General features: G+C 67.8%; 27 protein-coding genes. 2 read left to right on the top strand and 25 right to left on the bottom strand.

What is annotated here, in order from left to right; all coding sequences use genetic code 11:
• Window positions 1–256: 256 nt before the first annotated feature.
• The 20 genes from ACWEKS_RS38575 to ACWEKS_RS38480 form a co-directional block, all read right to left on the bottom strand.
• Entirely contained in the window at window positions 257–805 is a 549-nt protein-coding gene (locus tag ACWEKS_RS38575; RefSeq protein ID WP_452344670.1) for a DUF4913 domain-containing protein, read from the bottom strand.
• 3 nt (window positions 806–808) lie between these two features.
• A complete protein-coding gene (locus ACWEKS_RS38570; RefSeq protein ID WP_452344669.1) occupies window positions 809–3,178 on the bottom strand; it encodes a hypothetical protein in 2,370 nt (789 codons plus the stop codon).
• A gap of 26 nt (window positions 3,179–3,204) precedes the next feature.
• Window positions 3,205–3,864, bottom strand: a complete 660-nt coding sequence (locus tag ACWEKS_RS38565; RefSeq protein ID WP_452344668.1) for a DUF4913 domain-containing protein — start codon at window positions 3,862–3,864, stop codon at window positions 3,205–3,207.
• On the bottom strand, window positions 3,861–4,133 hold the full coding sequence (locus ACWEKS_RS38560; protein ID WP_452344667.1) for a hypothetical protein: 273 nt from the start codon (window positions 4,131–4,133) through the stop codon (window positions 3,861–3,863). Before ACWEKS_RS38560 ends, ACWEKS_RS38565 begins: the two co-directional genes overlap by 4 nt.
• Complete coding sequence (locus ACWEKS_RS38555; protein WP_452344666.1) at window positions 4,130–4,294, bottom strand: hypothetical protein; 165 nt, start codon at window positions 4,292–4,294, stop codon at window positions 4,130–4,132. The genes ACWEKS_RS38560 and ACWEKS_RS38555 overlap by 4 nt, the downstream gene beginning before the upstream one ends.
• Before the next feature lie 392 nt (window positions 4,295–4,686).
• Window positions 4,687–6,642, bottom strand: coding sequence for a type IV secretory system conjugative DNA transfer family protein (locus tag ACWEKS_RS38550; protein ID WP_452344665.1), 1,956 nt, complete (start codon window positions 6,640–6,642; stop codon window positions 4,687–4,689).
• Window positions 6,639–8,342 carry a hypothetical protein gene (locus ACWEKS_RS38545; RefSeq protein ID WP_452344664.1) on the bottom strand — a complete coding sequence of 568 codons (1,704 nt, stop codon included), beginning with the start codon at window positions 8,340–8,342 and terminating at the stop codon, window positions 6,639–6,641. The genes ACWEKS_RS38550 and ACWEKS_RS38545 overlap by 4 nt, the downstream gene beginning before the upstream one ends.
• A 4-nt stretch (window positions 8,343–8,346) precedes the next feature.
• Window positions 8,347–9,876: an SCO6880 family protein gene (locus ACWEKS_RS38540; protein WP_452344663.1), complete on the bottom strand. Its 1,530-nt coding sequence runs from the start codon at window positions 9,874–9,876 to the stop codon at window positions 8,347–8,349.
• A gap of 15 nt (window positions 9,877–9,891) precedes the next feature.
• A complete protein-coding gene (locus ACWEKS_RS38535) occupies window positions 9,892–11,427 on the bottom strand; it encodes a hypothetical protein (protein ID WP_452344662.1) in 1,536 nt (511 codons plus the stop codon).
• On the bottom strand, window positions 11,421–12,278 hold the full coding sequence (locus ACWEKS_RS38530) for a hypothetical protein (protein ID WP_452344661.1): 858 nt from the start codon (window positions 12,276–12,278) through the stop codon (window positions 11,421–11,423). Before ACWEKS_RS38530 ends, ACWEKS_RS38535 begins: the two co-directional genes overlap by 7 nt.
• Window positions 12,279–12,301: 23 nt before the next feature.
• Window positions 12,302–12,943: a hypothetical protein gene (locus ACWEKS_RS38525; protein ID WP_452344660.1), complete on the bottom strand. Its 642-nt coding sequence runs from the start codon at window positions 12,941–12,943 to the stop codon at window positions 12,302–12,304.
• Window positions 12,944–12,958: 15 nt separating this feature from the next.
• Window positions 12,959–13,213, bottom strand: coding sequence for a hypothetical protein (locus ACWEKS_RS38520; protein ID WP_452344659.1), 255 nt, complete (start codon window positions 13,211–13,213; stop codon window positions 12,959–12,961).
• A gap of 5 nt (window positions 13,214–13,218) precedes the next feature.
• Window positions 13,219–13,497, bottom strand: a complete 279-nt coding sequence (locus ACWEKS_RS38515; RefSeq protein WP_452344658.1) for a hypothetical protein — start codon at window positions 13,495–13,497, stop codon at window positions 13,219–13,221.
• Between the two features lie 70 nt (window positions 13,498–13,567).
• Window positions 13,568–14,206 carry a hypothetical protein gene (locus tag ACWEKS_RS38510; protein WP_452344657.1) on the bottom strand — a complete coding sequence of 213 codons (639 nt, stop codon included), beginning with the start codon at window positions 14,204–14,206 and terminating at the stop codon, window positions 13,568–13,570.
• A gap of 13 nt (window positions 14,207–14,219) precedes the next feature.
• Entirely contained in the window at window positions 14,220–14,813 is a 594-nt protein-coding gene (locus ACWEKS_RS38505; protein WP_452344656.1) for a hypothetical protein, read from the bottom strand.
• 1 nt (window position 14,814) lies between these two features.
• Window positions 14,815–16,446, bottom strand: coding sequence for a peptidoglycan DD-metalloendopeptidase family protein (locus ACWEKS_RS38500; RefSeq protein ID WP_452344655.1), 1,632 nt, complete (start codon window positions 16,444–16,446; stop codon window positions 14,815–14,817).
• A gap of 34 nt (window positions 16,447–16,480) precedes the next feature.
• The gene (locus tag ACWEKS_RS38495) at window positions 16,481–18,070 is read right to left on the bottom strand and encodes a cutinase family protein (protein WP_452344654.1); all 1,590 of its coding nucleotides are present in this window, start codon (window positions 18,068–18,070) and stop codon (window positions 16,481–16,483) included.
• Entirely contained in the window at window positions 18,067–18,945 is an 879-nt protein-coding gene (locus ACWEKS_RS38490; protein WP_452344653.1) for a MinD/ParA family ATP-binding protein, read from the bottom strand. Before ACWEKS_RS38490 ends, ACWEKS_RS38495 begins: the two co-directional genes overlap by 4 nt.
• Window positions 18,946–18,947: 2 nt before the next feature.
• The gene (locus ACWEKS_RS38485) at window positions 18,948–19,766 is read right to left on the bottom strand and encodes a hypothetical protein (protein WP_452344652.1); all 819 of its coding nucleotides are present in this window, start codon (window positions 19,764–19,766) and stop codon (window positions 18,948–18,950) included.
• Window positions 19,767–19,790: 24 nt separating this feature from the next.
• Complete coding sequence (locus ACWEKS_RS38480) at window positions 19,791–20,903, bottom strand: hypothetical protein (protein WP_452344651.1); 1,113 nt, start codon at window positions 20,901–20,903, stop codon at window positions 19,791–19,793.
• A gap of 142 nt (window positions 20,904–21,045) precedes the next feature.
• On the opposite strand from ACWEKS_RS38480, the gene ACWEKS_RS38475 reads away from it, so the two are divergent.
• Window positions 21,046–21,492: a helix-turn-helix domain-containing protein gene (locus ACWEKS_RS38475; protein WP_452344650.1), complete on the top strand. Its 447-nt coding sequence runs from the start codon at window positions 21,046–21,048 to the stop codon at window positions 21,490–21,492.
• Window positions 21,493–21,701: 209 nt separating this feature from the next.
• On the opposite strand, the gene ACWEKS_RS38470 is transcribed toward ACWEKS_RS38475, so the two are convergent.
• From ACWEKS_RS38470 to ACWEKS_RS38455, 4 genes are read right to left on the bottom strand one after another with little or no spacing between them, the layout of a single operon-like run.
• Window positions 21,702–22,220, bottom strand: a complete 519-nt coding sequence (locus ACWEKS_RS38470; RefSeq protein WP_452344649.1) for a hypothetical protein — start codon at window positions 22,218–22,220, stop codon at window positions 21,702–21,704.
• An 18-nt stretch (window positions 22,221–22,238) separates the two neighbouring features.
• Window positions 22,239–23,465, bottom strand: a complete 1,227-nt coding sequence (locus tag ACWEKS_RS38465; protein ID WP_452344648.1) for a cytochrome P450 family protein — start codon at window positions 23,463–23,465, stop codon at window positions 22,239–22,241.
• A 42-nt stretch (window positions 23,466–23,507) separates the two neighbouring features.
• A complete protein-coding gene (locus ACWEKS_RS38460; RefSeq protein ID WP_452344647.1) occupies window positions 23,508–23,966 on the bottom strand; it encodes a hypothetical protein in 459 nt (152 codons plus the stop codon).
• The gene (locus ACWEKS_RS38455; protein ID WP_452344646.1) at window positions 23,893–24,744 is read right to left on the bottom strand and encodes a hypothetical protein; all 852 of its coding nucleotides are present in this window, start codon (window positions 24,742–24,744) and stop codon (window positions 23,893–23,895) included. Before ACWEKS_RS38455 ends, ACWEKS_RS38460 begins: the two co-directional genes overlap by 74 nt.
• On the opposite strand from ACWEKS_RS38455, the gene ACWEKS_RS38450 reads away from it, so the two are divergent.
• Window positions 24,731–25,012: a hypothetical protein gene (locus ACWEKS_RS38450; protein ID WP_452344645.1), complete on the top strand. Its 282-nt coding sequence runs from the start codon at window positions 24,731–24,733 to the stop codon at window positions 25,010–25,012. The two genes, ACWEKS_RS38455 and ACWEKS_RS38450, sit on opposite strands and share 14 nt — an antisense overlap.
• Window positions 25,013–25,253: 241 nt before the next feature.
• Here ACWEKS_RS38450 and ACWEKS_RS38445 read toward each other — a convergent pair whose 3' ends face one another.
• Window positions 25,254–26,210 (bottom strand): AraC family transcriptional regulator, encoded by a 957-nt coding sequence (locus ACWEKS_RS38445; protein ID WP_452344644.1) that lies wholly within the window; start codon window positions 26,208–26,210, stop codon window positions 25,254–25,256.
• Window positions 26,211–26,297: the final 87 nt, after the last annotated feature.

Genomic DNA, 26,297 nt, shown 5'->3' with positions numbered 1-26,297 from the left:
CGCCAGCGGGCTCACGATCACCGCAGCGCTCGTCGCCAGTGCCGCACTCTGCCTCGCCCTACCCGCCTCACCGAAAGTTGCCGCCGACTGAGACAGCGCATGTATTCATGCCAGCAGCTCCCCCGGCAGCAGCTCCGCCTGTCGATCGTCGTGGCCGCGTAGGTCCGGGACACGTTGCGGCAGAACATCGTTCACTGAATCCCTCTCCCCTGTGGCGGGTGCTCGAGCGCGCCCGCCGGATCCGTTCCCGAGACGCTCATGCCGCTGTCCACACCTGCAAGAGCCGCTGCGGCGGAGGCGCGCAGGTCAGCTTCTCTGCGTCCTCGCCGTCGTAGTGTTTGGCCGTCGTGCACCGGCTGTACGGCCCGTTCTTGGCCATCAGCTTGCCCATCATGCGGTCGGCGACATCCCACCAGGCCAACATGCCCTCCGGCGTGCCCGATAGCTCCCGCCATCGCTGATACAGAGGGCCGAGGCGCTCCAAGGCCTCCGGATGCTCGGCCCACTCCGGACACCAGCGCCAGCCGGCCTCGCCGATCGCGTCCACATCGCGCCAGTACACGTAGGCCAGATAGTTTTCGACCCAGTCGCCGAGGTGGTCGAACGGCGGTGGCGCCGGGCTGGCGGCCGCCTCCGCCGCCAACCGCGCGAGCTGTGCTTGCGCGGCCAGCTCCGCCCGTTCCTCGATCGTGCGTTTGAGCTCGGGATCGGCTTCCAGTGCCGCCGTGAGCTTCTCGGCCGCGGTCTTGGCCAGCATCGCCTTGAGCTGGCGGGCTACCTCAGCGTCGATCTGCTGCTCATCCATCCGTCATCGGCCCTTGTCGTGTGAACGGTTCGGCGCGTTCATCGGCGGCACCGCAGAACTCGGTGTCGTACCGCTCGACGGCTGCACCGGTGAGGTCGGATCGGTGCCGAACGCGCGATTGGCGACCTTCCACGCCCGCGCGGCCGCCGGATCCATCCCCGGTGTCGGACCACGCTGCGGCCCGGTGTCGGACAAGATGTCATCCACGGTGGTATCTCCGCCGCTGTTCGGGTCGAGGTCGAGCAGGTCGGCATCGCGCGTGCCTACCGCCTTACGCATCGCCCAAATCGTCAGAGCTACCGGATTGCGTGCATCGTCGTGACGCAGGCCCGCCACCACATCGGCGAGGTTGTTCGGATCCGCGCCCGCGGCCACCAGCCCGCGGAATGTCGTTTCCGCGCCCTGACGCCAGCCCGGCTTGGCCAACACCCACCCGGGAATCCGGTCACCCACAAGGTCTTTGAGCGTCGGTGGCTTCGGCACCGCCGTCGAGCGGCCCGCGCCCTTGCCCGACTTGCTCTGACCCGATCGCCCCCGCACGGGGTCACCGCCGCCTGTGCTGCGGGTATCGCCGGAGGAGGAGGCCGATTGCTGCGGTGCCTGCTCGTCCTGGGCCGCGGTGTAGGCGCGCCACATCCCGATCAGGTCGTCAGGATCCTGCGCCGCAGTCCCTTCCGGCACCAGGCCCAGCACCTCCGAGGCTTCGGCCCACCGGCGCGCTTCGTGGGTTTCGTAGTCGCGCACCAAATCCGCGCGCGCTCCGGCCCGATCGGCTTCGGGCACCGCGTCCAAATGCGCCTGATAGGCCATGTACGCCATCGGATCGCGGGTCTGTAGCCAGGTCTGCGCGCGGTCGAGAATCGCGCGCTCAGCATCAGACCCGGTACCGATGTCCTGTTGTCCGGCGGTGTGCGAGCGCCACGCGGCCATCAGCCGATCCGGGGTGTCGGTCGAGACCGACTCGGGCAGCGTGCCCGCCTGCCGCGCCTCACCGGCCCAGGTCTCGGCCTTCATCTCGTGATAGTCCGCGACCATGTCCGCATCGCGGGCGGCCGCCTCGCCCGGCGGCCGGTTCGGATCGGCGTGCCAATCCTGCCAATCACGCCACAAGTCCGGATCCTGTTGCAGCACACGGGTAGCCGCTTGGGTCTGCTCGGCCCACCGCTCTTGCAGCGACGGCCCCGCGAAATCTTGATCCCACACCGGTTCCGGCTTGCCGGCCGCCGTCCACACCCGCCGCGCGATCTCGCCGAGACCTTCGTCCGGATGCTGCGCGGCCGTACGGGCGAACCCGTGCTTCCACAGATCGTCACCGACTTCCGCAGCCCACTGCGTTGCCTGCTCTTGCTCGTAGCGGCGCACCAACGCCCCATCAGCGCGGCGCGGGTCGATCGAGCGCATGCGCTGCCATTCGGCGTACCCGTCCGGATCGAAATCGGCCAGGAACTCATGAGCCCGATCCAGCTGCGCGGCGAACGCCAATCCGGACAACTGCGCGAAATCAGGGTGCGCCACCCCCTCGCTCTCGCGGGCCCGCCACGCCAACCACAGCTCGGTCATCTGCGAGGCCGGGGCATCGGCGGTCGCATCGCCCCCGCCACCGTCGCTGTCGATCACCAGCGCCGCGAACAACGCCAGATCCCCGGCCTGAGCATTGGCCGCCCACCGCGTTGCTTCGGCCGCCCGCCAGTCCGAGAGCATCGCTGGAGTCAGCTGCTCCGAGCCCGTCAGGCCCTGCGCACGCTCATACACTGCGCGCGCGGCGATCTCGTCGACCCGGTCGAGCTCGGCCAGCACCTGCGCGCGGCGCGCCGGTCCCACCTGCGCCTCGAACCCTTCGAGCATCGCCGGCGCCAATCGCCCGCGTTCGGCGGCCACGTGCGCGGCCACCTCCGCCGCGCCCGCGGTCGCACGCGCCCGATCGGTATCGGTCACCCGCAGATCCAGCCCCGGCCGCATCGTCGGCTCCACCCGACGCGCGAACTCCTTTCCCGCCGCCCGCAATTGCTCCGGATCCAGCCCGAAGCCCTTCATGTAGGTTTCGATGGATTCGGCGACTTCCTTGGCTTCGGGCAGCTGATCACGCCAGGCCACCGCATCCCGGTAGACGGCCTCGATGGTGTCGGGGGTGACCGACGCCAGCGCCCGCATGGTCGAGCGCGCCGACCGCAGCCGGTCACCGGCAAGGCGCCGTTCGGTATTCACGCGCCTCTGGATATCTTGCGCGTTCGAGCGGGCACCGGTCAGCTCGCGCCGCAACATCAGCTCGCGACGCCGGTACATCAGTTCACCGACCTTGGCCGCGGCCAGCACCGCCGCACGCAGCGAAGCCGCCAATTCCTTGCCGGGGTCTTCCAACGGGGGCGTAGTCATCACATCTCCCTGTCTCGAAGGTCGAATCAGTTCTCAAAGCCACCGGCACCGGCCACCGGCACCGGCGGCGCAGGCGTTTTGCGCGCGTACGGGGAATCTGCGGGCAGAGGGGTATGGGGCAGATCTTCGATCTTGTCCGCCCCGTTGTGCTCATGGCCTTTGATCGGGTCGCAGAACGCGAACGGGCCCGTGTCGGGGTCCATCAACTTCGCCATGATCGGGTCACTGACGCTATTCAGCCAGGTCGCCATGCCCGGCAGGCCCTCCCGGCGGTAGTGCTCGAACGCCCGCCAATTCGTCTCGAGGCGAAACGTCGCCCCAGGATGCTTCGCCCAGGACGGGCACCACTTGATCGCCGTCGAATACAGGTTGCACGCATACACCGGAAACAACAGCTCGACGCAGAACTCTTCGAGCGAGTCATAAACCAGCGCCTCAGCAGGACCCGCTTTGCCCTGCGCCAGCGCCTCGAGTTTCTCGGCGGCGATGCGCCCCGCCATCTGGTCGAGCTGACGGCCGATACGCCCGCCACCGGCGGTGGTGAGCAGCTCCATGAACTTGCGGTCGGCCAGCGTATTGGCCACATCCCGCAAGCTCGGCGAGAACCGCCGACGCATCAGCTCGGCCAGCTGCTTGCCGACCTGCTTGTCCAACCCCATATCATCGTCAAATCCGTTGGTACTCATAGCGGCACCACCGCCCACACCACCGGTACTGCGGCCACCAGCGCCATGCCACCGGCGAGCCAGCCCACGTACCCGTTGCGAGTCCGCGCAGGCAACTTGTGGACTTGGGCACCGAACACGTGGCGGTACAAGACGAAAACGGCCGCTACCGCCAGCACGGCCCCCAGGACCGCGCTACCGATCAGCATCACGCGGATGATCCACAGCATGTCGCTGATCGGCATGGGCGAAGGGACTGTGGCGGGATCCAAACCCACATCGGTGTTCATCGCAACACCTCCGCCGCAGTAGCCATCTCGGCGGCCGCCATCGGCACAGCGTGCACCCCCACATCCCTCAGCGCTTCAATGACTTCCGATACCTTCCCCGTGACGTGCACGGCCTGCTCATCCAGGCTCATGCGGCGCGCCGGAGCGGAAACGGTGACCATGACCGAGATCCACGACCGATCCGAATCATGCGCAACGCTAACCTGCGTGACGTCGGGCATACCGCCCAGCAAGGACCCGAACGCACCCCAGGGACCGCCCACAGGCCATGCCCTGATCCCCACCGCATTGAGACCGAGCTCCGGCCTGTGCCTCATCCCGAACCGGGCACCGTCCACCGCAGTGAATTCGTATATGCCGGGGGCCGCCACGACCCGCGGCAACCGGCAACCTCCGCTGAGGGGATAGCTGATCCGTCCGCCGCGCCGCTCCCCCGCACGGCGCGCAATCATCGACTGCCACATGGTGATTCCCTTCTCTGAAATCCGTCGTGCACCGCGCGCTACAGCGTGCAGACCATGTGTCTCCGACTCGGCGAAGCTTCGTAGGGTGCTCATGGCCTTACGCCCTTGCTCGCCACCGAGCCGGACACCACCGCCGGCGCCGGTGCCGCCGCGGGCGGCGCTGCGCGGGCCCGCCACGGCAGCACCCGCACCCACCACCGGGACCGAGCCTCGAGGGCGGGTTGCTCGGACTTCTCGAACGGGTTCTTGGGCGCGTAGGCCGCCAATGACGCTTCGATCTGCTTGGCGTAGCAGCGGTCCCACCAGGGGACCGGCCGCAGCATTACCGGTTTGCCGTCCCACAGCATCACCGCCCGCCCGCGCGGCAGCTGCGACAGATGCGCGACCGGGAAAATCTTGTGCTCGCGGGTATCGCGGCTCACCGACGTGTGCCCGCCCGCCACCGACAACATGTCCGACGGCCGTTGCACGTTCGTCGACGTCGCGATCTCCCAACGCGACCCGATCAACTCACTGAGCTTGCCCAACGACGCCTCATCGGCGACCCCGCCGCCGTAGTAGCGGACCGAGGCCGCATCCCAGAGTTGTTGCATGCCTTCGGCGCCGAAGGTGTTCACGCCCTGAGACCAGCTCTGGAGGATGGCCAGCATGAGAATGCCGCGGCCGCCGTAGTGAGAGAACTTGCCCGGCAGATCAGGCCAGCGGATCACGTTGGCCAGCTCATCGAGCGGCACGACCATCGGCACCGGTATCCGGCCCCCGCACTGCTCGCCGTAGCGCTCAGCTGCATCGCAGACCGCCCACACCAACGCCGTCGCCAGCGCACCGGCACTGTCGACGCCCTCTTTCGAGAGGATGTAGAGCGTCGACGGCGACACCACGAAGGTCTGCGGATCGAACTGCGGCCGGTAGCCGCTTGGGCTCACCCACCGCTGCACGCTCGGCCTGCTCAGGATGTTGGTCATCTTCTTCGCGGTGCCGAACAGGCCGTCTTTCTGGCGCGCCGAATAGCCGATGAACTTCGCCAACGCTGTTGCCGCCGAGTCGAATTCGCTGCCCTGTAGCTGGATGAGCGGCTGCGGGGTGGGCTCGGTGATCCATTGGTACACCCGGGTGATCGGCTGATCGGACACCGCCGCCGCCAGAAACAGCCGCGCCAGCAGATCGCGGCCCTCCGGGTCGAAGAACGCATCCGGGCGCGCGCCCGGCGGCATCGTCGCGGCCAAGAAGATATCGGCCAGCTTCTCCGACCGATCCGGCCACATCTCGCGATCGTCCATCGTGATCGCCGAAATCGGATCCCACCAGAATTGCGGCTCACCCGCACCGGTGATGCGCTGCGGATCGAACACGAAAACGCCACCGCCACGCCGCTTCTCCCGCACCCCGCGCGTCGCGTCAACCACGTCACGACGGTTCGAGGTCACCACGCACGCGCCCGGAGCCCCCACGATCGCCGGAATCACCCGCGACGTCGTCTTGCCGCGCCGCGGGCCCCAGATATCGACCGTGAGCGCCTCGCACCCGCTATAGAGCATGGTCGCAGGCTCGAGCTCGGTTTTGACCTGCTCATAGTCGGGGGTGCCGTGGGGAGTCACCAGCACCCCCAGCGGGTTGCCCGGCCACCGGACACTGCTCAGCCGCGCCGAGGTGGCCAACCCCTCCTCCCGCGACAACAGCTCCACGTCCGCGGGCTGGGCCAGCCACTGCGACACGAAGTCGAACCGATTCGCACCGCCCGTCCGCGCACGCAGACGCCGCCACCACCGGCGCACCAGCCACACCGCCACCGCAAGCTGCGCGGCCCCGAACATGGACGCCCACGCGCTCGCCGCCGTGGTCCATTGCAACCGGCCGAAGGCCCACGCCAACAACACGATCAGCGGATTGACCGTGCGCGCGCCGCCCAGCCACAACGACAGCCACACCGTCACCGTCGCATCCGCCCATGCCCCGAGCAGGCCCACGAACGCGTACAACGTGGCATAGGATTCGCCCACATAGATCGGGCGATCGGTGCTCGAGGGGATCCGCTGATTTCTCATGCTGTTCGCACCCCCGCAAACCGGGTATCGGTGTCATGCCAGCCCCGCGTCTGCTCAATCTCGGTGAACTCCGTGCGGAAAGGCACACCCGGCGCGCGCTGAGTACCGATGCGCAGCAAGAACTTTCCGCGCCCAGGGCTCGCGGCCTGTCGACCGGTCGCCGGGTCGTACATCCCCGGCGTCGACCAGGACGACACCATGTCGCGGTCGTTGGCCGTGAACGGAATGATGGCATCGAGCGCGGCCATCTCATCGCGCGGCAGCGCCCCGACGATGACCGCACCGGCGCGTTCGATGAAGCCTTTGGCCTTCTTCACATCCGATTCACTGTCGAGGGATTCCAAGTCCTTGACTGTGTGCGTGATCATCATCAGCGCCGTGCCCAGCGTGCGGGTCAAACGGGTGGTCGCATTGATCCGCTCCACCATGCCCGGCCCCGCATTGAGCACCCGCCACAACTCATCAATGACCGTGAGGAACGTTCGTTGCGGGGCCAGGCCGGCATCCGCGAGCGTGTGCGCGGCCTCCACTGCGCCGAAGCCGTCTTCCCAGCACGCGAACATCACTGCGGCCAACAGCTTGTCGTCCGATGCCGACAGGCTCGAGATGTCCACGCACACCGCCACTGGCGGGGCCACCGCCAGATCCACGGGGTTGCTGGTGTGCCCGGCGAACACGCTGCCCAAGTCGCCGTCCAGCAGCGCATCCAGCGTGGCCAGCAGCCCGCGCACGGTGTCGCGGTAGTCGCCAGCGTCGCGGGCCCGTGCCCGGCGCACGAGCTGATCGTCTGCCGACTCGATCAGTCGTGACAGATCCTCGATCAGCGGCGGATTGTCCGGACCGTAGGCCGGATCCGCATCCAACATTCGCAGCGCCTGGCCCAGAATGTTGCGTTCGAGCTGCATCAGGGGTTCGCCGCGTTCGATCTCGCACAAGCCCTGTACCAGCCGTCGCCGCCGCGCCAGCACTTCGGTACGCACCTGCGCCGCCAGATCCGGTCGCCCGGCCGCCAGCAGGCGCGGCACGATCGACCCGAGCGCGCCCACCGCCAGGGGGTTGAGGTGGCCGTGGCCATGGCCGAGGCGGACCACGACGCCGCCGAGATCTTCGACGAGCTTGGTGTACTCGCCCTTGGTGTCGGCGAAGATGTAGGGGGTGCGCCCGGCCGCGATATCGCCCAGCACGATCTTGCGTGCCAGCGACGACTTGCCGAATGAGGGTAGCCCCAGAATGAACAGCGACGGCGTCACCTGCAACCGACTGGTGTAGGTCGCCGATGTCGGGTCGTAGCACATGGTGCCGCCGGTGATCATGTTGTCGCCCAACGGCGTACCGATCAGCGGATGCGTGTCACCGATGACGAACGGGAACATCCCGCACGCCTGCACGGTCGTCGCCCGGAACCGCGGCGGCGGGTCGATCACGCCCATGGCGCCGCCGCCGACACCTTCGAGCCCGCGATGAGACAGCTTGTATGCCTTGCGCCACTTCGGATCTCGCCGCGAAGGGTCGCGTGCGGCCAACTCCGCCTTGTACTTGGCGCGCTTGGCCTGCTCGCGCTCGCGCGCTTCGGCCCGGCGTCGCCGCCGACCCACCGCCAGCGCATCCGCTGCGGCCGCGTTCGGTTTCGGGGTGCGCGGCTGCCACGAGCGGCGTACCCGGTCTTCGTAGTAGCGACGCGGCTTGTAGGTGAGGCCCATGGCCCTATTCCCCTTTCAGCGTCTTGCTGACGGTGGCGTGATCGGGCAGCAGCACCCCGACCCCCAACGCCGCCAAGAACGCGGCGGGCTGTTGATTCCAGGCCGGGCGCAGATTGATCCGCGCCGCGGTGCCCATCTCCTTGGCGAGATCGCTGGCCTCTTCGAGCTCACGCAGCGAATCGGCCGTCACCGTGACCATCAACCCGTAGTCGGTCACCCCCGCGCCCATGGCCTGCTCACCGCGGGCCTGATTGGTCGCGGCCACTTTCAGCTCCGCGCCCGCGCTGGCCAGTGCCCGCGTCGTTGTCACCTCCGCGCGCGCCGACAGCAGATCGGCGTGCACGCTCTCGGCTGCCTCCGCCGGAGGCAACGGCCGGTGAATCAGCGCGATCCGTTTGCGCGGCACATCACTGCGCCCCACGAGCAGGGGCTCGAGGACGCGATCGGTGAAGAACCCTGACGGCGCGCCGCTCATCACCCAGGTCCGCGAGAACGCGCCATCGTGGACATAGGTTTGCCGGTCCGGCAGCGCGTCCGCATCCAGCGGCCCGGCATCGACCCAGTCGATGTACTGGCCGTCCGGCGGATTGCCCCGGTAGCGCATCAATTCTTCGACCCCGGTCTCTACCGACACCCGAGGGTCATAGCAGCGGCGCACTGTCGCGGCGATTTCGTAATCGCTCATCGGCTCGGCTACGACCTGACAGCCGGCCAGCAAGCCACACAGCTCCGGCAACCGGTTGGCCAGATCGCCCACCATCACCATCGGATCCTTGCGTTTGGCTTCGGTCCGCGCGTTCCAGGTCATCGCCATCCGCACATGCACCTGATAGCCGCTGCGATCAGCCGCACGCCCCGCGCCCGCTTGGGACACGAACTGTTTGGCCGCGTCCGGCGCATCGGGGTGGGTGATGCGGGCCATTTCCATCCGCAACCGTGCCCCGGTCTCGGGAATGGTCTCCACCACCGTCACCACCGCGGCCACGTCGCCCGGCTCGCCGACGCGCTTCAAGAAGTTGCCCCAGTGGGCGACCATCATGTTCACCACGTCCTGCTCCATACCCGCGACCCCACGTGGCGAGCACCGCAGAACCGCGGTGTACTGGCCTGTTTCGTGCATGCGGATCATGCCGAAACGCCTGCCGTATTTATCGGTGCCCCACCACATTTCGGTACCGGCCGCGATGCCCGGCAGCCGGGTCCGCCCGCCCGGCGCGTGTGAGAGCGGGCCCGCGCGCAGCACGTTGCGGCCCGACTTCTTCTCGCGCTGCCACGCCCATTCCAGCAACGCCAACTCATAGCCGGTCTTGCCAGCGATCCGCACACTCATCGGAATGCCCGCCAGCACCGACACCGTCGCCCACACCAGCCCGAGCACCTTGAACCCGAGCATGGTCATCACCAGACCGGCAACCACCGAAATCGCCAGCGTGACAAAGATTTTGCGCGGCAGTCCGAACGCATAGACACGCCGAACCTCATGACCGGCCCCGTATGTCCGCTGCGCATCCGGGCGCATCTGCTGCTCGACCATCAGCTACTCCTGTCTCTAGTTGCCATCCGAGCGGCCACCCGACGGCGCACCCGTCGGGCCCGCGGGCGGCGGCTCAGCCGAACCGACGCTGTTGCGCGCACCGTCGGCGACCTTCTGCGCTCCCTGGACCACCCCCGCCACCGCGAGCCCGACAGGGCCCCCGGCCGCCGCTGCCGCGCCGCTCGCACCGGCAGCCGCGCCGCCGCTTGCACCAGCGGCCGTACTGCCGCCGGTCGTGGCGCCGGACGCGCCCACCGTCGACGGCGCGCGGCCGCCTCCACTGCCTCCGCCGCTCGGCTGCGCGCCCGACGGTGTCGGCACTGCACCCGAGGGCTTGTCTCCATCCGAGCGGCCACCACTCGACGACGGGCGATCTCCCCCGCCGCCGGATCCGCTGATTGCCTGCCGCGCCAAGGGAATTGCGCCCGTAGCCAGCACCGCGCCGCCGAGGGCGGCCGCGCCGCTGCCACCGGCGACCTGCCCGGCCATCGGCACCAGCAGCCGCACCAGAGATGGCAGGGTCAACGCCGACAGCGTCAGCAGGATCATCCCGGCCAGCGCGCCTTGTGCATCGTCGGATCCGAAAGCGAGCGCGAACGCGGTCCCGTACACGATCGCCGTGGCGGGCGGGAACAGGATGAACACCACGACCCAGGCCAGCAGCTTGCGATATGCCTGCCGCCCGGCCTCAGTCCCCGAGGCCGCGGCCGCCAGCGGTAGCACTCCCAACACGAGCTTGCTCACCGCGATCTGCACCAGGATGAACATCATCTGCGAAATCACGCCGATCAGCCCGAGCAGCGCGAACACGAACAGCAGTCCCGTGCCGAGGAATCCGCCGAGGCTGTTGACCTTCATCAGCCGCTCGACGGCCTCCGAGGGGCTCGTCTGCCCGGCCAGGCCCTCGAGGATCCACGTACTCGCCGAACGCATCGCGCCGTCACCGAGTACCGCGATGCCCGCCAGGCTCGACGACACCAGCACCGATCGCTTGGCGAGGGTGACCGCCTCCACCACCTGCTGATTGCGAGCGCCGCCCTGCGCCCACGCGATGCGCACCAGCGCCAATCCCATGCTCACGATGAAGATCGCGATCTGGAAATACCGCAGATACGAGTGGACCGTGTCGACGAAGCTCGACGTTCCATCGCTGCCGATCGACGACGTGATCGGCGTGCGGTACCACCAGCTGAACATCAGGGCGATGCCCTTCTTCCAGCCGTCGGCAAGCTCACCGGCGACTTTGCCCAGGATGCCTTTGGCCGCTTCGTTCGCCGCCCCAGTCGGATCCGTCGCCGCCGTCGTGCCGTCGCACAACCATTCCGCGGCCTTGTCGAGCCCGGGAATAGGGATGTTGTCGCCGAGGTCGCGGCAATCGGAATACAGATCGGTCGGGCTGGTCGTCGTGACGGGGCTCGCCGTCGGCGAGGCCGGCGCCGTGGCGCTCGGGCCTGCCGGTGCGGTGGTGGTCGGCTGTGCCATCGCGCTGAGCGGGGCCAGGCCGATCACCGCCACGACGACCGCAGCGACCACCAGCAGACGTCTCACCACGGCGTCCACCCCACCAACGAGGCGACAGGCGTCTTGACCTGGTTCTCAGTCGGGCCCGGTGCACGCAACTTCCAGCCACCCTCAGCCCAGATGGCATCGAATTGCATGCTGAACCAGCCCCCGCCCACCTGGGGCACCGCGTACTGAATGATCGCGTGCGAGCCGTCCCAGCTCGTCATCCGAAACGCCGAGGGCCGCAGGAAGTACGCCGGTTTCTTCGACACGTCCCAGTTGTCCTTGGTCGGCTTCAGCGATTCGAGATCCTGCGCCGTCCCCGTGACCTGCGCCGGTACGACCGCGTCGTAATAGGTGCGCGACATCGCCAGACGCCAAATGATCTGCCAGGCAGCCAATGCCGCGCCCTGCGGCGTACGGGTATAGCCATCGGCAACAGGCCCGTCGATGCGCCCCGGGCCGTCCGAGGTCGAGAACGGCAACGTGAACGGCCCCACCTGCTGCCACATCATCCCCGCCGGCGCGTCGACCACAGGGCAGTTCGGAGCCGCGGGGCAACTGTAGTCACCGTGCGGTACCGGGCTCTGCGGAAGCGCCTGCCCTGCAAGGTTGTTCGGTCGAACCACGGGCCGCCCCAACTGGTCGGAGGACGGCGGAGCAAACCCGGTCGGCGCAGCGCTCGCGCTCGTCACGGGCACGGTCGACGAATTCGCGCCAGCCCGGTTCCGGTCGCTCGAATCGCCGCCGCCCAGCAGCCGCGACCCCGCAACCCCGGCGGCGGCAACGAGCACCAGGACCACAAATCCGATCGCCAGAATCAGCGCGGTGCGGTTCTGCATCCACCCGCCACCGGTGGCTTCGGACTGCGAATCCTCTTGGGTGGTGGTGTCTTTCACGGCTGTACCCCTTCTCGTCTCGATCAGCGGTGAAATGCCGTGTAGCCGTCGAGGTTGGTCAGCGCGACCGGATCGGTGGGCACCCGGCCCTGCTCGTCAGCCTTCTGCCCGGCGGGAAGCTCGAGCTTCCAGTCACCGGAGCGCCACAGCATCCGACTCGGCTGCGCCGACAGCTCGCCCGTCGGCATCCGCGTGGCCAGCCACACCGTCACCGCCTCCGCGCTCCACCCGTCGATCCGAAAACCCTGGAACTGCGCCGTCTGCGCCGGATCGGTCTCGGTGGTGATCGACGCGAACACGCGCGCGGTCGCGAATGCATCCCGGCCCGGCCCGGCCACGACCAGCGTGTTGGCCACCTTGTTCCAGGCATCATCGGGAGCCAGTGACAGCCGCGCCTGCGCCTGCATCGCCGCCACCACCGCGCCCTGCGGATTCTGCTGATACTTCACCGGCACCGGCCCACCGGTCTCCGCCGGCCCGGCCTGCGTGAACGGCACGTACACGCCCCGGTACGACTGCCATTTCGCCGTCGCGGGCGCGGCGCTGGTGTCGATATGCGCCGTGCTGTTGCTGTCCGCGTCGTGGCCGCGACTGCACCCCGCCGCGGCCGCGCTCAGCATCAGCCCGGCCAGTAATGCGGCGATCACTCGTCTACGAATGCTCATCAGTTTCTCCGCAATTCACAGGAGCAGAAACCCGCCCCACGCCGAGGCGCTGGCGGCCAGGAGGCTGCACACGCAGCCCACCAAGAAGGTGGCGCTGGCGCGGTCGAGGCCCGCGCCGGAGGTGTACAGGCGCGCGAACATCACCCCCGACCACATCGCCGAGGCGATCAGCGCGGCGAACACGAACCACAAGAACATGCCGAGCAGCGAGGTGATCGGTCCCGTCACCTCCGCAGGCGGCATCTGAATATCCGCGGCCAGCATCGGCATATCCCCTACTGGAAGAAAGTGACGTAGCTGGCTGCGGTGCCGACGATGATCGCGCCGACCCCGCACGCCAGGGGCGCGATCTTCTGCCCCGGCGACGCCGAGCCGTCAGCGAATGCGGACGCGAATTTGACGCCCGACTGCATAGTCAGGGCGATCAGGACCGCGAACGCGATCCAGGACACCACGCCCAACAGCTTCTGAATCTTGTCCGAACCCGGCGGGGTCGTTGTCGTGACCTGAATGACGTTGCCGTTCTGATCCTGTGCCAGGAACTCCAGCGCCAAGTGAGCGATCATTTCCCTCTGCCTTCCGTGTGATTGGCGGTTGAATCTGTTGTGTGTCAACGGGATCGAGTCATCCGGCGGCGGCATCGCCTGTGCCGCCGAGTCTCGGTTTCTTGCGCAGCGCCGCCGCGGCCGTGCGCGCGGTGGCGAACATCTGCTCGGCCAAGCCCTGCACCGGTGGCGGCGGGACACGGGTCGCGTCGCGCTCACCGATGCCGACCGTGGCCTGTTCGGGGTTCCACGCCGGGAGCTCGTGACGTTCGAGGCTGCGCCACGGCTCCACCCAGCCCAGCCGCCACGGCACCGCCCCCAGATCGCGGGCCAGCGACTCGACCGTGTCACGGCGCGTGGCCGCGGTCTTCGACAGCGGCCGGTCGATATCGGCCACCGTCACCACCCCGATCAGATGCACACCCGCCGGAGTCGCCCCCTGCATATGTGCCAGCAGCGCGCGATGCAGTGCGGCCAGCCCGTGCATATGGCTGCGCGCGACCAGCACCACCAGCGGGGAATCCAGACCGCGCCCGAGGCCGGTCATGCCCGGCCAGCGCTGCCCGGCGTCCCCGGCGTAAGAGATGGAGGTGGCCAGATAGCTCACCCCTGCGCCGCCGTGTGCGCCGATCAGCCACACCAGCGGCGGGCGGCCGCTCTGCCCGGGCACGGGCTGGCTCCACATCGGAACCGGCTCCAGCCCAGTCGAATCGGTCATTGTCGCCACCCCCTCACCAGCTCCGGTAGTCATCGACGCGCCAGCCAGGCGGCGCGTCAATCAGGTCCACGATCAACGTGAACGGGGCCAGGGCCTCGTTGTGCCCGTCGGGCCAGGTCACCGTTTGGGTCACCCCGACCTTGCGCGAGGCGTGCCCCGGTGCCTCGCCGGGCGGACGTTCGGCGCTGACCAGCGTCTTTGCGTCCACGCGCGCGCCGGCGGCCTTCCAGCCCGCCCACTGCGGCGGCGCGCTCTCGTGTGAGGCCACCGGCGCCGCCGGTGGGCCCAGACGATCCAGCAGAGCCGGACTCAGCCACGGGCGGATCCGGTTGAGCGCATCGCCCGCCGCTTCACTGGTGGGACGCAGCGTGTACAGCTCGCGCGTGGCCGCAGCGGCTACCGCTTCGGGGCTCTCCCCCGCCGCCGGACCGGTCGCGGTAATCGGTGTGGGTGCGGTCCACGGTGGCGGTGTCGTCGAACTCGCCGGCTGCGAGGCATTCTCATGCCCGCAGCCACCCACGGCCGCCAGCGCAACCGCCAGCAGTATCAGGCAGATTCGCCCGCCGCGACGTCGATGATGCGCGAAAAGCCCTGTCGTAGTGGTCATTTCACATCACCCGCCGTGCCTTCATGTCCGGCTGGATGTCGGCTTCGGTGACGTTCTCCCCGCTCTGGGGTGCGTGGATCATGCGACCACCGCCGATCGCGATACCCACATGCCCCGGCAGCCCGTCGTGCCAGGAACCGAACACCAGATCACCGGCCTGCACCTGGTCCATCGGCACTTCCACGCCCACGCTCCACTGCTGTTCGGACGTGCGCGGCAACGTCACCGCACCGTTGGAGGCCGCGTAGATCGCGGCGGTGGTCAAGCCGCTGCAATCGAAACCGCCGCCGGTCGGCCCGGAGGTATTGCCCCCGCCCCACACGTACGGCGTGCCCAGCCACTGCCGCGCCGCCGCCACCGTCTGCGAACCCAGCGCGGTTCCCGGTGTCGGGACGAATCGCCCGTTCGAGGTCGCCTCCCGGAATACCGGCTCGGCCGCGAGAATACGTTCCACGTAGGGACGGGTCTCGGTGAAGTGGCGCGGGATCTGATTGGGCATGCCGCCCGACTCGAGCACCGCGCCCTCACCGGCGTTGTACGCGGCCAGACTCAGCGCCACCACGTCGCCGGACACCTTGCCCTCGGACTCCCAGCCCTCGATCTTCTTGGCCAGCGCGCACATCAGTCGGCCTTGGCCCATGATTGCGTCGGCCGGGTCCATCGAGGAGGCGTAGCCCTTGCCGGTCTCATCGCGCACATACGGCAGCCCGTCGGGAGCAAGGGATTTCGCGGTGCCCGGCATGAACTGGGCTACACCTCCGGCGCCGTCGGGGGACACCGCGTCGGTGCGGAATCCCGACTCCGCTTGGCCCTGGGCCGCCAGCAGTGATGCGCTGATTTCCGGGCACAGGCTTCCCGCTCTGCGGTACCACTGCTCGAGATCCTGGGGCACCGTGCCGGTTTTCAGCTGCCCGCCCGGTGTGCCGAACCCCGAGGGGCAGGACGTCGTTGTCCCGCCGCCCCCGGAGTCCGTCCCTGTGCCGCCGCCGCTCGTGGTCGCAGCTCCGTTCAGCCACGGCATGGGGTCTACCTGCTTCCCGCCAGTCAACCGACCGCCGGGAACAAGCTCGAAATGCAAATGAGGGCCGGAAGATTCGCCGTTGCTACCGACAACGGCGATCTGCTGCCCCGCGTGGACCTGGTCGCCAACCTTCACCGGCGTGCCGTCGACGTAGACCATGCCGTTGTCGTACATGTGCCCGTACACCGTGGAAAACGCCGCGCCGGTTTCGTCGAGGGAGTCGATGACGATCCAGTCACCGAACCCCGACGCCGCTCCGGCCGCGACGATCGTCCCATCGGCGGCGGCGTAGATCGGCGTGCCCGCGTTCGCGGCGAAGTCCACGCCCTTGTGGTCCTCGCCGTCGGGCTGAATCCCGAATCCGCGCGAAATCGTGTACGTGCCCTCAGCCACCGGCATCGACCTCGCCCCGGAGCGCGACGGCGCGGCCGCCGCCGTGGTGGGATTCGGCGATGAGGACGGCGCTACCGCGGCCGCCAGCGAAGCCCCGCCGCCGGTGGGACATGCCGTCGACTGCTCGTCCTCGGCGTACCAGACCACGATCATGATCGTGGTCAGCAGCATCATCAGCACGGCCCCACCGGCGACCGCCGGTGCCGCACTCGAGCTCATCGGGTCCCGTCCTCACCGTCTCCCACCTCCCCGTTCATTGCCCCGGCACAGCCGTGGTCGGCACCGGCGTGCTCGTCGACGGCCGCACCGTCGTAGTCGTCGCCGGGGCGGAAGTCGTTGTGGCGGTAGTGGTTGTGGTGCGGGTCGTGGTGCTTGGCTTGGTAGTCGAGGACGCCTTGGCCTTGGCGTCGAGCGCGGTCGCCAGCGCTGCGAACCACGCCACCGTGAACTGCGGCGGGGTCTGCCCATCCACCCCGACCTGCCAGGAGTCGTAGGAGGCGTGCTGTGCACCGGCCTGCCAATACCGCAGATCCAGCGCCATTTGCACGAGGCCGACATTGTCGGACAACAGCGAGGTGACCTGGTTGAAGATGTACTGCACGCCGCTGAGCACGGTGGCCGGCGGAACCAGCTCGAGGGCCGCCTTACCCAGTGACACACCCAGATCCGCCAGCACCGCAGCCGGATTCGTCAACCCTGTCGTGACCAGGCTGGTGATGGTGGAGCTCGACAGCACTTTTTGACCGAAGGTGACCGCAGCGTTGAAACCCATCACGCCCACTTTGATGATGGAGCGGATGATGTCGGCCGTAGAAGACGCGGAGCTGGTCACCGGGTTGGTATTGGTCGCCAACCGGCCCAGAATGCTCGTGTTGGAGGTATTCACCGAGAACTTGCCGCCGGAGAACGACACATCGTCCTGCACAGTCTGCACCGCGGTCTTGAGGATCGAGCTCCCCAGCGCGGTCGCGATATCGGAGACAGTGCGCAGCGGATCCTGACCCGAGAAATGCGTCTGCCCAGCGATATTCGCCACGATCTTGGCCAGCTGCGAATCCGCCGGAGTCGAGCACGCGATATCGCCGGTCGCGCACCACGACGCCACCCGACCCGTCAGCGCCCCGTACCCAGTCGCCTTCGCCACCGCCGCCGTGGAAATCCCGCCCCCCGCAGTCGCATTCGCCGCCGACAGCATCAACTCCGACAGCACCGTCTGCGAGACCCCCGGCGCGGTCGCCGGAGACATCCGCTGCCCGGCACCCGGGAACGGGGTCGCCTCATTGGTGCGGATCGGCGACGAGAACAGACTCACCCCCGCCACCCGGTTCGCCGGAATCGGTGAGTTGATTTCGCTCGAGCCGATGATGTGGGCGATCTCATCGGCGATCTGCGCGCCTTGCGAATACCCGATGATCGCGATCATCGCCTTCGGACACCGGTTGGCGTACGCCGATATCGCCTTGATACCGGCAGCGATACCGCCGGTGACGCTCTCAACGTAGGTCTTGCTCTGGCCGAAGTCCGCCGCGTAGGCCACCAGCTGCCGCGAGACCGCCGAACCGTTGTCGCCGTTGACCTGCCGCAACAGCGGCCCCGTCACCGACGCGCCCAAGAACCCGGAATCCGCGGTCGGGTTGGCGTTGTCGCCGCTGTCGCCGGTCCCCTGAAAGCCCACCACATGCAAAGCGGTGCACGGGATATCGCTACTCGGATCGGCGGCCGTCGTCGTGGTGGTCGCCGGGTCTGCCGTCGCGGGCGATGTCCCGCCGGCCACCATGACCACCGCGACCGCCGCCGTGGCCAGCATTCCGCGCCCGGTGCGGGCGATCGTCGTTTTCCTCATCGCAGTTCTCCCAACAGACGCGCATAAGCGGCTCTGGTCTCGCCGGTCAGCCGATGCCACGACACCGGCCCGCCTTCGGCGAGATGTAGATCGAACGGAATCTCGGTTACTGCGCGCACCCACTTGCCCAGGTGCGCGCGCACATGCTCGGTAGCCGCGGCCACCGGCATCGAATGCTGTTGCGTCACAACCAACACCGCATCCGCCAGATGAAAATGCCCATAGTTGTCATCGAGCCACTTCAGCGCGGGCCGCAACCGGTTGACCGCGTCCGCGCGGGCCGCGACCGTGATCACCAGAGCCACCGTCGGATCCGCCAGCAGCGGCGCCAGGCCCTTGTTGCTCACCGGTGCGCCACCGTCGTAAACCGGCAGCCAGCCCGCGCCGACCAGATCGCGATGCACACTCACGAATGACTGACGACCCGGCAGCGGATCCCCGGTGCGCGGCAGCACCGCCGCACCCGAGGACGATCGGCCCGCACAGCCCGCCGCCGAGGTCCCGCGCTCGCGATACGGCGCCGGGAATTCCAGCCAGACTTGCAGCGAACTCGCCGGGGCCGCCGCGTCTGCGCCGCGCACCGCGAGGTCTCCCCCGCACGCGGTCGCGTCCACCGCGATCGGCCACACCTGCTTCTCGCTGTCCCCACCGCGGACCGCCGCAGCCAGCCCCAACGCCGTCGTCGAGGCTCCCGACCCGCCAGCCGAGCCCAACACCAGCACCGGCGGCTGCGCCACTCGCAACAGCCGACCCTTCCCGCCGTGCAGCGGCGGGGCTTCCGTTGGTGAGCCCGGCGCGGCCGGATCGTTCAACGCGATGAAATCCGGAACGGTCGCGCTGCCGGCCAGCGCCTCCATATCGATGCGCAGGTCCATGATCAACTCCCCGACTTGATGGAGGTGATCACCACTCGCCCATCACGCACGGCCGTGGTGACGACCTGATCCCACGGCACTTCCGCGCCGTCGGGATGGCGCTCGACCACACTCACCGTGAACCGGTCCGCGCCCAGGGCCGTCACCGTCACACAGTGCGCGGTCCCCGCGGGTGTGGAGGCGATAGCCTGCGCTGTCGCTTCCGGCGAGGCCGCCGCCGCATCCGGAGCCAGATGCGAGCGCACCGCGTTCGCATCCCGCATCACATACCAGGCATATTGCTGCGCGACGATCACCCCGATAGGGGTCGTTTCGTCACCAGGACCCGACGACACCACGCGCGTCGCAGTGTCGACTTCCTTGCACCACACCGGCTTTGCCGACGCGGTCGCCGCGACCGGCGTCGCCGGAACCAGCGACGGACCAGCCGCCGGAGCGTCCTTGCCGTTGTCGCCCAACGCGATTACCGCGCCGACGACCACCGCCGCGACAGCGACCAGCGCGCCGCCGCCGACACCCAGCCGGATCAGCGCCGCCTTGCGGCGCGCCTGCGATTGGGCGCGCTCGCGCATCGTGGCCACCACTGGGGCCATCGGATCCTCGGGCAACTCGCCCGGATCCAGACCGAATCCAGTGGCCGTGTCGTCGACAGGCGCCGCAGTTGCGGGGGTGTCCTCGGCAGCATCGACCCAGCCCAGCCATTCCGCATCGTCATCCTCCGCCGACGCCGACGAACCGGCCGTGACCGGCGACAGCGTCGGCCACCTCCACATCTCGCCGTCATCGTCGGGCATGCCCTGCCCATGGGTCTGATCGCTCACCGAAAACACCCCTCTTTCCGCGAATTACTGCGCCGCAGCGGCCTGAACAGCCCCGATCAGTCCGTTGATCGGGGCCGCGGCCTCGCCGAAGGTCGCCGGATCCACTAGCGGCATATCGGTGATCGCCTGCCGCAACGAGGTCACCGCCGCGTCCGCTACCGGAGAAGACTGCGCGACCTGATCGGCCACCGACTTCACTTGTGGGGCAAACGCATCGATACCCTGGGTCAGCGTGTCGGCCACCTGTGAACCCTGCTGGCCGACCTCGGCTACCGGAGTCGGCCCGGGCGCGGAGATCTCCACCAGCGGCTGCGGCGCGGCGGGCTGGGACAGATTCGTGCCACCGCCCACCGCGGCAGCAATCGCGCCACCGGCCAGACCACCCACGACCGCACCACCGACGAGCGCGGGCACCGCTGCGACCAGCACACCAGCCGTAAAGCCCACCGCGACACCGGCGGCCACACCCAGCGGAATGCCGACACCGACCGTCGGCACCGCCGCAATGGCACCACCAGCCAGACCACCGATCGCCGCGCCGACCCCACCGCCCACCAACGCCGCAGGCACAGAGAGGATCTCAGCGCCGATCGCGCCACCGGTCAGAGCACCGACCACCGTCGACGCCGCGCGCCGGTCGGACTCCTCACGGGAGAAACCCAGCTGGTCGTACCCGGCCGCGATCTGCCACTCGAACATGTCGATGTAGCCCTGGGCCTTCTCGAGCAGCTTGGAATCGGTACCCGCGGGCAGGTCGTAGACCTGATCACCGACCTGGACCTTGCCTTGCTCGGCAAGGGTTTTCACCACCGGCGCGGGAGTCGCGGGCGCGTCAGCGCCGATGCCGTCACCTGAGTCGGGCGTGGTGGCGGGCGTAACAACGGTCTGCTGTGGCTGCCGATATTGCGGTTTCGGGCGCGCCGGGGCCGGAATCACCTGCTCGGCATCCGGCACCCACGACGCCGGGCTCGACTGCTGCGGTGCAGCCGGAGGCGTGTTCGGCGCGGTCAATCCGGGATTCGAGCCGTTGGGCTCGGCCAACCCCGGCTGTCCCGGGGCCGCTTGAGCAGCCCCGGCACCGACCGCCAGCACTGTCGGCAAAGCCGCCAGCACGGTGAGCGTTCGTTTCGTGCTCATCTCACTTCCTTTCGGAAAGGGGTTACAACCCCGAACTGGACTGGAATCTAACCTACAAATTTAACCTAGAAACGATGGCCTGTGACGATCTGAGCGATCGATCGCATACCGTGAACCCAGCCATGACGACCCGAGCCCGACCGTGACCCGCCGCCCACTGCGCGGCTTTGCGCCCTCACGATTGGCCGCCGCCATCGAGGCCTCGGGCATGAGCGTCGACGAGGTCGCGCGCCTGGCCGACACCACGCCCCAGACACTGCGCAACTGGCTCAGCTCCGCCAGCTCACCCACCGTCGATGTGCTGTACCGGGTGGTCGCACAGCTCGGGATCACCATGCGCGAGGTCCTCGACATCGACCCCGACCGCTCGAACCTCACCGACCTACGGGTGCTGGCCGGGCTCACCCAACGCCAGCTCGCCGCGGCCGCCGGGCTCGGAGAAGAAACCGTCGGCCAACTCGAACGCGGCACTGCCCGCCTGCGCAACCGCCACGCCGCCGCCCTGGCCGCCGCCCTGGCCGTCCCGGCACCTGTCGTCGTCGCCGCACACGCCGCCACCCGCCAACGCGACGCGGGCGCCGCACCCTGAGCCAGCGAGGCCGCAGTCCTCGCCATGGCGATACCCTGCGGCCTCGCCGCGAAAATATTGCAGCCCCGGCCGACGTGGCCGGGGCGGTGGTGGGCTGTGGTGGACAGCCGTTTGTCGTCCTTTCGCACCGGCGATGCGTGGGAATCTCTGTCCAGGATGTCGGTCACTGAACCCTCCAGTTCGCCTATATTCGTTGGTCGCAACGGAATTCAAGAATCGCCGCGACGCTTCAAAGTCCCGCCGGGTACGCGTGGCTGTCCGTAGACCACCTCGCCGACCAGGTTCGTCCACTCGATCGCGTGCAGACTCAGCGCTCGCCAGGCCGCATGAACGACTTCTTCATCGCGCTCGGATCCCAGCACGGCAATCGCGTTCATATGGGCCAGCGCCATCCGGTCGACGGCCTCACCGAGTGACTCGTCGCAGTCCGCGACGAAAGGGGCATTCCGCAACACCCACACGTCGATCCAGCCGACGAGCGCCAGGCGCGTACCTGCAAAGCCCGGCAACGCGGGCTGGTTCCGGTGTGCCCGTTGCAGTTCGGCCAGCGCCCGCGCGCACCGCGTCACCGGGTGCGCGTCCGGCGTATCTCCGATGTGGCCGCAGACTGCCGCGAAAAGCTCATGCCAGTCCGGCAGAACCGGCCACAGAAGCGAATCGTCGCCGGATATGGTGTGCAGGTCGTTAAGGGACGCCACGAGATTCGTAAGTCCATGTGCCGCGACCATCACTCACTCCACCGGATCTCATTGCAGGAGCACCGGCAGGCGGTTGTGCCCTTGGGCAATGAAGCCATTCGCGATGCCGAGTTCGTCGGGTGACACAGCGAGTTTCATTTTCGGAAACCGCTCGAAGAGTGCGGGAAGGGCGACACGTGCTTCCATCCGGGCCAAGGGCGCGCCCACACAGCGGTGGGCGCCCCATCCGAACGCAAGATGGTCCTTGCTGGACGAGCGCGTGGGGTCGAACCGATTTGCGCTCTCGCCATGGACTTTCGGGTCCCGGCCAGCACCGGCATAGCTGACCAGGATCAGCTCGCCCTGCTTGATCGCCACACCACCGAGAACGAAATCGTGCACCGCGTAGCGCAGCGGGACGTGCACGGCCGGGGACTTGTATCGCAGGGTTTCCTCGATCACCGCATCCCAGCTCAGACTGCCGTCGAGCACATCGTTCCGATGGTCGGGATTGGTGAGCAGCAGGAATGCCGCCTGGTCGATCAGGTTCACCGACGTCTCGTGCCCGGCATTGATCGTCAGATACAGCGTCCCGACCAGTTCCTCTCTGGTGAAATCCTCTGACGGGTTGTCGGCAAAGTTGGTGATGAGGGCGCTGGTCATGTCGTCCCTGCGATCGTCCCAGCGGTACTCGACGAGGTCCTGCAGAAGTCCGATCATCTGCAGATAGTTGGCGTTCGCTGGCTGTTCGCCTGCAGTGATGTCGAAAATGCCGTCCACACATCTGCGCAGCGGAGTAGCCAGCCGCTCGGGTACTCCCATCAGCTCGTTGATCACACGCAGCGGCAGCGGGTAGGCGAAATGATCGCGGATGTCTACAGGAGTGCCCGCTGGCATCAAGTCCAGATTCGTCACCAGCTCGTGGGCGATCGCCTGGATGCGAGGCTCCAGCGCCGCAGTGCGTTTGGCAGTAAACGCCGCCGCCATGGGCTTGCGGAGCCGATGATGGTCGGGCCCGTAGGTGGTGAACATGCTGGGCGTGTCCACCCAATGCAGAAGCGGAAAGTTATTGCCGATTTCCCCGTCCCGGAACGCCGGCCAGTGCTGGCGCGGGTCCTTGGAAACTTCAGAGCCGGACAGGATTTCCTTCAGCATGGCCGCGTCGGTCACGTACCACGCCGGCAATCCTCCCGGCAGCACGACCCGAGTGACCGGGCCTTGTGCCCGGGCGCGGGCGATCGTCGCCTGAATATCCCAGCTTTCGGGATCGAGGACGATGGGGGCGGTATCCTGCATGGAAACTCCAATACTTAGCTGCGCCACTGGATTTCGGATGAACTACCGATGTCCGGTCGTGGCGCTGGGATGGAAGGTGACCGGCAGCGCGGCCAGCGCCCGGTGGAACGGACCTGGCCGCCAGACCAGCTCGGCCGCGGGTGCCGCCAAAGACATTTCCGGAATCCTGTCGAGCAGCTGGTCGATCGCGTCCTGCGCGACCAGATACCCCAATGCCCGTGCGGGGCAAGCGTGCGGGCCGGTACTGAACGCCAGATGCGACCGGTTGCCGGTGAGGTCGCCGGTCCGAATATCCGGGTCGTGGTTGCAGGCGGCCATGCTGATCACGACCGGCTGATGCGCTGGCAACCAGACATCGCCGATGAGGACCGGCAACCGTGGATAGGTGATGCAGTAGTTCGCCATCGGCGGATCGTTGAACAGCACCTCATCGAGCGCGTCCTGGGTCGAGAGCGCACCGCTGACCAGCCCGCTGCCGAATCGGCGATCGGTCAGCATCATCAACAGCGCGGTGGCAATCAGATTTTGCGGCGGACTGCTCCCGGCCGCATATAGCAACACCAGCTGGTGCAGCACCTCCTCGTCGGACAGTCCGACCGGATGCGCGATGAGCGAACTCGTGACGTCGGTGCCGGGAGAGGCGCGTTTGATCCCGATCAGTTCTTGCAGCGCCGCCACCAGAATCCCCGGTGCCATCTGCGGCGTCGGCACCGCTGTCCAACATCCGCGCTACCCCGGTCGCCGCGCGCTCGCTGATCTCGGGACCACAGCCGAGCAACGAATTGAGCACGTCGATGGTGACCGGCAGCGCGTACTGGCTCACCACATCGCAGTGCCCGTCGATGCAGAACGCATCGATCAGCGGCCCAGCGCGACCCTCGACGATCTCGTGCATCCGGTGCAGATCAACGGCATTGAGAGCAGCGGTGATCGGCAGCCGGTACCGCTGGTGGTCGGCACCGGCGCTGCGAATCGCGTTCGGCCGCGACTCCATCATCGGCCGGACCGGACACGTGGCGGGCACGCCGAGCTCCCAGATGCTCGGATCAGCCGGGAAACGGTCCTCATCGTGCAGGATCCGCACCGCCAGCCGATATCCGAGCACCAGAGTCGCCGGGACGCCCGGTGCCAGCTCCACCGGTGCCAGCACGCCATATCGCTCGCGCATGGCCCGGTAGTGGCCGTGCGGGTCGGCCGCGAACGCCTCCGTGTAGAGCGCGACGCGGGAGGCACCGTTGCTCCCCTGCGCCGCCGTCGATACTGCTGTGCTGTCGCTCAATGCTGGTTCCTTCGAGGGCCTCTCACAAACTGCATCGGCCGCCGCCACCGGTCCCCGCGGAGATGAGCGCACAACCCCCTTCGTCGTGCGCACATCTCGCCGGGTCGACGTACTGCTCCAGCCGCTGCAGCACCTCCTCGTCGGACAACCCGACCGGATGCCGATGCCGCTTCCTTGGGGCATGAACGACGCTAACCGCGAAATCCAGGACATTCCTGGCAAGTTCGCGGCGCATTTTGGCAAGGCGGATCTGCCGGTGTTGTTCTGATCCGATCAGCCGAACCCAGCCCCGAACCCTCTGATACGCACAGCGCGGTCGACGCTCCCGCGCGGCCCGAGCGAAAGCCGGTCGCGCTGCGCTGCCTCGGCGCGCACGCCGCCGCATGCGAACGTTGTGAGTCGCCAACGGTCATGATGCCGATCGGGGTCCCCGGTCACCTTGCGTCGCGGACACGAAATGGGGGAATGCTGTTGCCCAGCAACAGCATTCCCCCATCTGCGCGGTGCGGCTATCCGAGCAGCCGCTCGCGCATCTGCTGCGGGGTCAGCTCGAACTGACGCTGAAAGGCCGAGCTGAACCGGCGAACCGACGAATAGCCCGCCGCCTCGGCAATCTGGCCCATCTCGATGGCCCCAGGGTGAGACAGTCGCTCACACGCACGCCTGAGGCGGATCTCTCGCAACAGTACCGCGGGCGTGACACCGTCAGTTGTCGTCAGAGCGGTGTACAGCGTCCTCCTGGAGACGCCACACATGTGAGCAACTGCATCCGGCGTCAACTTGAGGTCGTCGGCGAGGCCTTCCATCGTTTCCCGGGCTCGTGCGGCCACCAACGCATACCTTTCCTCCGGGAGCGCCTCGGTGCGGTCGAGCAGCCCATCGAGCAGGGAGAGCGTGCTGCGATATGCGATACGGAAGTCGTGCGCGTTCCACGTCCTATGGTTGGCGTGGAGCTGACTGATCTGATTCACCAGCATCGGGACCAAAGGGCGGCTGGCATCCAGCGCGAGCGGGGCAGAATCGGCCAGGTCGCGATTGACCAAACGCCGTGGAACAGTCATGATCAGCGATTCCAGCGGTTCGTCCTGCCGCATGACCAAGGGCAAGTCCCAGCGGATGAACGCGACTTTTCCCGGCCCGAAAATCTCGGCTTGGTCACCCTGCCCGAGCTTGAACTCCCCGCGTAACGGCACCATCAGGCGATAGCCATCGTCGCCATCACCCTTGGCATCCCGGGCGGTTCGACGGTAATGCACAGAGCCAGAAGAGAACCGCACGATTTGCAGGTCGCCAGCTGCCTGGGCAAGCGTCTTCCAACTGAAGTCGCTGCCATTGTCTCGCGCGTTGAAAGCCAAGCCGAAACTCCCCTGCCGACGCAGCAGGTAGTCGTGCCAGTGCTCTCTACGTTGCGCCGCAGTCTCGAAATCCGCCGGCGATTCCTCTTCCCACCCGTAGTCCGAATTCACGGAGGTTATTCCTTTTCCCCGCCCCCAAAGCCTTCCATGTAGCACGCAGCTGCGCGCCCCCCGCACCGCTGCATTGCCTGGCCAACA

Source organism: Nocardia sp. NPDC004711, from assembly GCF_053601595.1.
This window is presented reverse-complemented; position numbering and strand designations above follow the sequence as displayed.